Here is a 1,436-nt window from a genome sequence, read left to right on the forward strand (position 1 = left end):
CTCCTGAACGTCAAGTTTTTCTAAAAAATCAATGTCAAATAAAGTGGGTTGTTGTATAATGGACATAAGGAATCCCTCCTGGAGTACGTGTCTTAGTCGACAACCTAATTGTACCATATGGGGGGGGCCTTTTTTCTATGTTTTAAAAAAGTTGATTTATCAGGTGTTAAACACGACAAATAATTATGAAATTGGCTCATTTATGTCATTTTCTCTAAAAAAATTAATTATTAGTACTAGTTCAGTTTTAGTTTTATCTGGTGGGATATTTCCTACATTAACAGCCGTGGCGTCAGAAGAAAGTATTAACGAAGAGCAAACTCAAGAAGTTAGTTCCTTTGAACTCGATCAATTCATAGAGGATGTTGAACCCTATGTCATTGTGAATGAAGATGGGTTTTGGGAGTTACATTCTGGTATCCCCACTCAACTATATGAAAAATATAATTTAGAGAAATTAGAAGATAGCTTTTTAGAGTTGCAACCTCAAAATATTCAGGCTACTATACAGACTGATTCGAATATAAATAGACCTGGTATATATCTAGAAGAACAACCGGAATTTTCTACAACTAGCACTAATACTTTTGCTAGCCGTGGATACAATGTAGAGAGGTACTGGTGGGGGACTAGAACCTTTTTCACTAATGCGCAAACCACTCAAACAGTAAGCGATTTAGGTCTATTGCAAATTGGTAGGGCAGGAGCTTTAGGGCTTTTAACAATTAAGTTTCCCCTCTAGCACCCCTAACATCGACTACTGCTTTGTACTTTTCAACCCATGTTGCTTTATTAAGAAATAGAATGACTTCTCACAACAGGGGAAACGGCGTTATAGTAGACATGACTAAAATTGATGCATTTTCTGTCAGATCAAGACCTTCAGGATCAACTAGTGGTGGTGGCGGTGCCGGACCAGGTGTCGTGCATTTACCTTCTAATCAAGAACCATCTATGTAAAATTATACAATATTAACAAATTTCTTTAACAGACTTGTGCTTTGTAATTAATAATTGTTTTGTACAGGTCTATTTAATTAAAATGAATAGCAGCTATATTCGCAGTAAGAAAATCAATCTCCTTATTTTGATTTTTAATCCAGTTCGTATTACTGATAAAATTCACCCATATGATACTCTTATTTAAAGGATTGAATTAAAATGACCAAAAATATAAATGTAAATGTCCTTATCTTGTTAGTAATAGCAACGATTTTTAATCTCGTGTTGTATGTAATATATCGAGACGGATTAACGTTAAGTGCCTTTGTGATATGTTTTTTTTCTATTGTCATTTTTTTGTATAAAAACAATCGAGTAGGGGGTAAATAATTAATTTATTTACCGTCCTCTCACACCACCGTACGTACGGTTCCGTATACGGCGGTTCAATATCTTAAGTAAGCAGACTCTGCCAGTTGGTTTAGTGAAACTAA

The 1,436-nt window shown here is 34.7% G+C and carries 1 protein-coding gene; it reads left to right on the forward strand.

Annotated elements, in window-relative coordinates; genetic code table 11:
- Window positions 1-163 precede the first annotated feature (163 nt).
- The gene (locus tag ACYQ4S_RS11880; protein ID WP_459771351.1) at window positions 164-742 is read left to right on the forward strand and encodes a hypothetical protein; all 579 of its coding nucleotides are present in this window, start codon (window positions 164-166) and stop codon (window positions 740-742) included.
- Window positions 743-1,436: the final 694 nt, after the last annotated feature.

This window comes from Alkalibacterium sp. s-m-28 (genome assembly GCF_054658175.1).